General features: G+C 44.6%; 8 protein-coding genes and 1 pseudogene. All 9 read right to left on the bottom strand.

The genetic code is table 11. From position 1 onward, the window contains the following. Positions 1 to 85 precede the first annotated feature (85 nt). The 9 genes and pseudogenes from B0184_RS05310 to B0184_RS05270 all read right to left on the bottom strand — a co-directional run bounded on the left by B0184_RS05310 (position 86) and on the right by B0184_RS05270 (position 6,471). Positions 86 to 706 (bottom strand): glutathione S-transferase, encoded by a 621-nt coding sequence (locus B0184_RS05310; protein WP_005709571.1) that lies wholly within the window; start codon positions 704 to 706, stop codon positions 86 to 88. A gap of 37 nt (positions 707 to 743) precedes the next feature. After that, a complete protein-coding gene (gene ureC / locus B0184_RS05305; RefSeq protein ID WP_005709579.1) occupies positions 744 to 2,462 on the bottom strand; it encodes an urease subunit alpha in 1,719 nt (572 codons plus the stop codon). A gap of 11 nt (positions 2,463 to 2,473) precedes the next feature. Then, complete coding sequence (gene ureB / locus B0184_RS05300; protein WP_005709582.1) at positions 2,474 to 2,779, bottom strand: urease subunit beta; 306 nt, start codon at positions 2,777 to 2,779, stop codon at positions 2,474 to 2,476. Between the two features lie 22 nt (positions 2,780 to 2,801). Beyond that, positions 2,802 to 3,104, bottom strand: coding sequence for an urease subunit gamma (gene ureA, locus B0184_RS05295; protein ID WP_005709581.1), 303 nt, complete (start codon positions 3,102 to 3,104; stop codon positions 2,802 to 2,804). Positions 3,105 to 3,183: 79 nt separating this feature from the next. After that, positions 3,184 to 4,090, bottom strand: a pseudogene (locus B0184_RS05290) (urea transporter). Between the two features lie 76 nt (positions 4,091 to 4,166). Beyond that, positions 4,167 to 4,793, bottom strand: a complete 627-nt coding sequence (locus tag B0184_RS05285) for an energy-coupling factor ABC transporter ATP-binding protein (RefSeq protein WP_005709572.1) — start codon at positions 4,791 to 4,793, stop codon at positions 4,167 to 4,169. A 7-nt stretch (positions 4,794 to 4,800) separates the two neighbouring features. Continuing rightward, positions 4,801 to 5,400 carry an energy-coupling factor transporter transmembrane component T family protein gene (locus B0184_RS05280; protein WP_039851590.1) on the bottom strand — a complete coding sequence of 200 codons (600 nt, stop codon included), beginning with the start codon at positions 5,398 to 5,400 and terminating at the stop codon, positions 4,801 to 4,803. Between the two features lies 1 nt (position 5,401). Continuing rightward, positions 5,402 to 6,007: a cobalt transporter CbiM gene (gene cbiM, locus B0184_RS05275; protein ID WP_005709569.1), complete on the bottom strand. Its 606-nt coding sequence runs from the start codon at positions 6,005 to 6,007 to the stop codon at positions 5,402 to 5,404. Further along, positions 6,007 to 6,471, bottom strand: a complete 465-nt coding sequence (locus B0184_RS05270) for a hypothetical protein (RefSeq protein ID WP_005709568.1) — start codon at positions 6,469 to 6,471, stop codon at positions 6,007 to 6,009. The genes cbiM and B0184_RS05270 overlap by 1 nt, the downstream gene beginning before the upstream one ends. Positions 6,472 to 6,480: the final 9 nt, after the last annotated feature.

Raw genomic sequence — 6,480 nt, 5'->3', positions numbered from 1 at the left:
TGTTTGGGTTGTACAGGAGATTTGGCAGAAGAAAATACGGAGAAATTAGGTTATTTAGACCAATTTCGTGACGCCACAAAAATGGTTACAAAGTCGGCGTTGTCTCGCTTAAAACCTCATATTTTTCATTCATTTCTGCCGCCCAAGCGGTTAAATTTAGAAATTCTTTTGCAAGATCTAATCCTATTTTTTCTGCTCTAAACAAGAACCAATCAATGACTGCGACTGCCGTTAGCGTACCGATGTTTAATTCCGTGCCAAACGGTTTTAAGTCTTGCTCAAGTCTTGCAAAACTTTGACGATTGCGTTCAGTTAGTTGTTGGTGGCGAGCCGTCCACCATTCGCTTTCAGGGCGAAACATTTTTTCAGCCATCATCGGCACGGTGTTTTCCATAATGCCATCAGCTAAATTATGCAACGCTAACGCTGCCCAACGTGGCTTGCCACTTTCTGGAATGAGTTTAGGCTCTACCTTGCCTTTTTGGTCGAGATATTCACAAATGAGCAAACTGCCATAAAGCCAATTACCACAATTACGTTCTAACGCTGGCACTCTACCCAGAGGATTCGCCTGATTATGCGCAGAGCTTGCATCAAATGATGAACCAATTTTAATCAGTTCTGTTTTGTCTAAGAGTTGTTGATATTTCAACGTTACCAGCACTTTACGTACATACGGGCTGGTGGTGGAGTACCAAAGTTTCATTGTAAATTCTCCTTAAAATTTGACCGCTCTTTTCTGCTTAGAACATAAAATATCGTTGCCCTAATGGCACCGTATCCACGGGTTCGCAGGTAATTAGTTCTCCATCTACACGTACTTCATAGCGCTCTGGATCTACCGTGATTTCAGGTGTCGCGTTGTTGTGAACCAGATCTTTTTTCCCTACGCTGCGGCAGCCTTTTACGGCAATGGTTTCTTTGTGTAAACAGAATTTCGCACGAATATCGGCTTTTTCAGCGGCTTGTGAAACAAAAAATACCGCTGTTTGTGCTGTGGCTAAGCCTTGTGCACCATACATTGAGCGGTAGAACACTGGCTGTGGCGTTGGAATTGAGGCATTTGGGTCGCCCATTTTGGCGTAGCTAATAAAGCCTTTTTTAATGACGACTTCAGGTTTTACGCCAAAGAACATCGGTTTCCATAACACGATATCTGCGATTTTACCCACTTCTAACGAGCCAATATGCTCCGCAATACCATGTGCAATTGCTGGGTTGATGGTGTATTTCGCGATATATCGTTTAATACGGAAGTTATCGTTTCCTTCATTGCCTAACTCACCACGTTGCATTTTCATTTTATCTGCGGTTTGCCATGTACGAATTACCACTTCACCAATACGCCCCATCGCTTGAGAGTCTGAACTCATAATGGAGAAGACGCCCATATCATGCAAAATATCTTCTGCTGCAATGGTTTCAGGGCGGATACGGCTATCGGCAAAAGCTACGTCTTCCGGTACGCGTTTATCTAAGTGATGGCAAACCATCAACATATCCAAGTGTTCATCAATGGTGTTTTTGGTAAACGGACGAGTCGGGTTGGTTGAAGCAGGTAATACGTTTGAATACATCGCTGCTTTAATGATGTCAGGTGCATGACCGCCACCAGCTCCTTCCGTATGGAAGGTGTGAATCACACGTCCATCAATTGCTTTCATGGTATCTTCTAAAAAGCCACTTTCATTTAGCGTGTCGGTGTGAATAGCCACTTGAATATCCATTTCATCTGCCACTTTTAATGCAGAATCAATTACTGCAGGCGTTGCGCCCCAGTCTTCGTGGATTTTTAAACCTAATGCACCCGCTTCAATTTGCTCACGCAGAGGATCTAGGGTTGAACAGTTGCCTTTACCAAAAAATCCGACGTTTACAGGCAAGGCTTCTGCCGCTTGAAACATACGTTCCATATACCATGCACCAGGGGTACAAGTGGTTGCGTGTGTACCATCAGCAGGGCCAGTTCCACCACCAATTAACGTGGTAACCCCACTTTCAATCGCATGTTGTGCTTGTTGTGGACAAATAAAGTGAATGTGGGTATCGATACCACCAGCGGTTGCAATTAAATGTGCACCATTATGGACTTCCGTGCTTGCACCGATAATCATGTTTGGCGTGACGTTATCCATAGTGTCAGGGTTACCAGCTTGTCCAATACCCACAATACGCCCATCGCGAATACCAATATCGGCTTTGATAATGCCTAATTTAGCATCAATGATCATCACGTTGGTAATCACAAAATCCAATACATTCGGATTGTCGCGAGTTGCCGTACCGCTTTGAGCCATACCATCACGCACGCTTTTACCGCCACCAAATTTACACTCGTCGCCTTTGGTCAATAAATCTTGTTCAATGGTTGCCCATAAATTGGTATCGCCTAAACGGACTTTATCGCCAACGGTTGGGCCATAAGTTGCTACGTATTGAGCTCTTGAAATTGTTAATGCCATCTTGCCCTACCTTATAATTTGCCATCAATTTGATTATGGAAACCGTAAATGATTTGGTTACCACCAAAAGCAACTAATTCCACTGATTTCACTTCACCTGGTTCAAAACGTACTGCGTTGCCAGATGGAACATTTAAGCGCATTCCGCGCGCTAAAGTGCGGTCAAATTTAAGGGCATTATTGGTTTCAAAGAAATGGTAATGGGAACCGACTTGGATTGGACGGTCGCCTGAATTGGTTACTTCGATTTTTACGGTTTTTCTGCCGACATTGGCAATAATATCGCCTTCAGCTAATTGGTATTCGCCTGGGATCATAGTATTTAAATCCTTCTACTTTTTATCTAATCGGATTATGTACGGTAACAAGCTTCGTACCATCTGGGAAAGTTGCTTCAATTTGTACTTCGTGCACCATTTCAGCAACGCCTTCCATTACATCATCAACAGTTAAAAGTGTTGAGCCATACTGCATCACTTCAGCCACGCTCATCCCGTCTCTTGCGGCCTCTTGTAAATGGCTCGCAATATAAGCAATGGTTTCTGGATAATTTAATTTTAGCCCGCGGGCTTTGCGTTTTGCCGCCAACTCACCGGCTAAAAAGAGCATGAGTTTCTCTTGTTCTCTAGAGGTTAAGTGCATATCGTTGTCCTTCTATTATGATTTGCAAAATGTGGTGAAATTATACCGCTTGTACGGTATATCGTTAAGTTGTGACCAGCTAAGGATTAAGCCATTTCAACCATTTTTCTTTAATTGACATCAACCTTTTCAACCTTCGATTTCAGCCATAAAATCAGCCAACTAGCGAGGATAAAACCGATGGTGTAAGGCACGATGCCAAGGGTAGAAAAGCCGAATTGGATTAATACCGCAAGCAAAGTGCCGACTAAAATATAAAAAAAGTGGCATAACCGTTCGCCCGCAAAGGCACAAGCAACCAAAATTGGTGAGAAGCCGTATAAGCCATTAGCAAGATTATTGTTTCCGACCGCCAATAAATGATGGGCAAATGCTGTTCCTAATACTGCGGCTGCCATACCGTACATAGCCGCCATGGGGGAACTAATCGCGATTGCCACGAACAGCAACCCCCCCGTAATTACGCTTGAGCCGAAATTGACTTCTGCCCATGCGTACAGTGGACTTTGAATGGCATTAAAAGTATCAGTGTAATCGGATAACGCAGGCGTAGTTTGTTCCAAACCAAAGAGTTGAAATTTGGCAGTGAGAAAACAAAGTAACCAGCAAGTTAGCACGAATGGGAAGGTGAATGCCACTTTTCGGCGTTGTAAAAAGGCACGCATTATCAACGTGGCGATAACGGAAGCCAGAATACCCCACAACCATAACAGCGGGCTCTCTGCACTCTCTTCTCCGAAGGTGAACATCACGCACATAAAGGCGAGTGAGCTATTAAAGCCAAATAACCCTTGTTGAATTTGTCTGATCGGGTATTTTAATGCACGTGCGGTCAGCGTGCCAATCAACGAGCCGAGGAAACACGCCACGCCGAGCGTCCAATGGCTAAAAAACATTGCGACCGTAATCACTAGCCCCGTTAATCCGTTTTCCTGCAGAAAGATCTGCCCAATACCTGTGAATGTTTCTTTGATGGGTGTTTGCATAACGTTCTCGTTTTTGTTGTTTTAAGCATTCTTCACATACTTTTTTCTTTCCTTTCGTTTACGGAGGGAGGAAATGCTATCCCAAACAAATCACCTCGTCCGCTAACGCCTCACTAAACGCCAAATCATGGCTAGCAATCAGCATTGGTAATTCCAAGCCTTGCAATAAAGCGGTCAATTTTGCTTTATTTTTTGCATCAAGTCCGTTGGTGGGTTCATCAAGCAGCAACATCTTCGGCTGCATTGCCAATACGCCTGCGAGTGCAGTAAAGTTTTTCTCGCCGCCTGAAAGCAAGTTTACAGGGCGATCTTTTAAGTGCGTAATGCCCAATTTTTCCAACTGTTCAAGTGCGATCTGATAGGATTCCGTCTTACTTTTGCCTTGATTGAGACAGCCGAATGCCACGTCATCTAACACGGTTGGTCCGAATAACTGATCGTCCGCTTGCTGGAAACAAATCCCCACCGTATTTCCTCGCAACAGCATAAAATCCGCTTCTTGGCGGCAGCTTTTACCAAACCAGTTGATCTCGCCCGAATGCAGCGGCACAAAACCAAGTAAAGCGAGCAATAGCGTTGATTTGCCCGTGCCAATTTCACCTTGCAAAACGAATTTTTGCTGGTCGATAATTGCAAAAGTTAAGTCAGAAATCACCGCTTGTTGGTTGCGGTGAAGGGTTAAGTGATTGACGTTGAGTACCATTTTTTTATTAAAGTTTAAATCCCCTTGCCTTCATCGCTATTTCCGCTTTTTCAGCTTTGAGCATTGAGTGAATCAGCAATAGAGCGACCCGTTGGGCATAGACTTTCATCGTAAACAGATTAAATTTTGGATGAAACCCGCGGGCTTTCATTGCCATATCCATTTTTTGATTGAGTTCCGCCAGCAGAGAAATATAACGCACACTTAAAATAAACAGATGAATGAGCTTTGTCGGCAGCGGTAATTTGGCGATGGCTTGCACTAAAATGGTGTCAGTAACGTGGTGCAAAAACAGCCAAACCGACAACACAATCAGATTCATTCGAAGTGTAATCAAAATCGCGAGATTTATCCCATTTTCATTCCAGCTCAGCCCATTTTCGCCTATTTTCCAGCTTAAGGTTGCCCACAGCAGCACAGAAAAAAAGTTGAACTTCAGCCAGCGTTTCAGCAAATGTGTCGGCTGATGGCTATGCAAAAAGCTGACCGCAAACAACACACAAGCGGTTAAAATTGCCAGTAGTTTTACCGATGTCAGGCTACTAACAATCACGCCAAACAGACAAGCATAAACTATGCGATAGTGTGGCTCGAGCCATTTTTTCACATTACTCACGATGCAATGCCTCGGGCATCATTTTAGCAAGCGTCAATAGCACACCCACGCTAATCAAACTATCGACTACAAACACGGGCAAGTGCGAGACGATAAGTAGCCCAATGAGATCCACATACTGCTTGCCGCCGTCGATCGCCAGCACCAGAGAGGCAATCAGAGCTGAACCACCAACACCCAGCACACCAGCCAAAATACCTGTGGAAATTAACCGCTTGCGGATAAGTTCTCTCAGTAGCGGTCGGCTCAAATAATGCACTACCAACGCAGGCAACGCCATAATGCAGAGGTTCACGCCTAACACAGAGAAACCGCCGAAGGAGAAGAGCAAAGCTTGCAACACCAAAGCAATCAAAAAGGCTGGAAACACCGCCCAACCGAGGAAAATGCCTGCCACGCCATTTAAAATCAAATGCACGCTACCAATACCTACGGGAATGTGAATGGTACTTGCCACAAAAAAAGCTGCAGCAAAGAGTGCCGTGAGGGACAAACGGTCGGATTGCAGCCGTTTTAAACCAAGTGCAATGCCCATCACCGCTACGGCAGCCCCAACAATCAAGGTTTGACTGTGCAACACGCCTTCAGATAAATGCATTATTGCCCCTTCCTTGTTTTCAGCAGAGCAACCGTCCCGAAAATACCGAGAATATAACCAATGCCACCGAAAATATCTCGCCAGTAGATCTTATCTCGAAGCTGAGAGATCTCTTCTCGCAACAGTTGAATTTCTTGGCTAGAAACCGCTTGAGCCTGCATTTTCGTTACTTGCGTTTCCGCCCGATGCCCTTCCATTCCCTCAATAATCACATTGAATGTGCCCTCTTGATTAAACGGCAAATTGAACCGTCCTTCACGGTCGGTTTTACCATAAACCACGGGGTCAGTTCCCCCCGGTTTCACCGCCTCCACATAAGTATCCACTGCAGGTGTCTGATCGGAATAATAGGCCTTACCTGAAATCGCCACGCCATCATATTGGGCAGTAATGTGCAACGCATGGGCAAAAGTGTTAGCAGAAAAAAAGAGAAAAATGACCGCTTGTAAGAGCTTGTTTATCATCGATTTTAT

Source organism: Haemophilus paraphrohaemolyticus (assembly GCF_002015045.1).
In the GTDB taxonomy this organism is placed as follows: domain Bacteria; phylum Pseudomonadota; class Gammaproteobacteria; order Enterobacterales; family Pasteurellaceae; genus Haemophilus_A; species Haemophilus_A paraphrohaemolyticus.
Note: the sequence above shows the minus strand (reverse complement) of the source record. Positions and strands in the feature narration are given on the sequence as shown.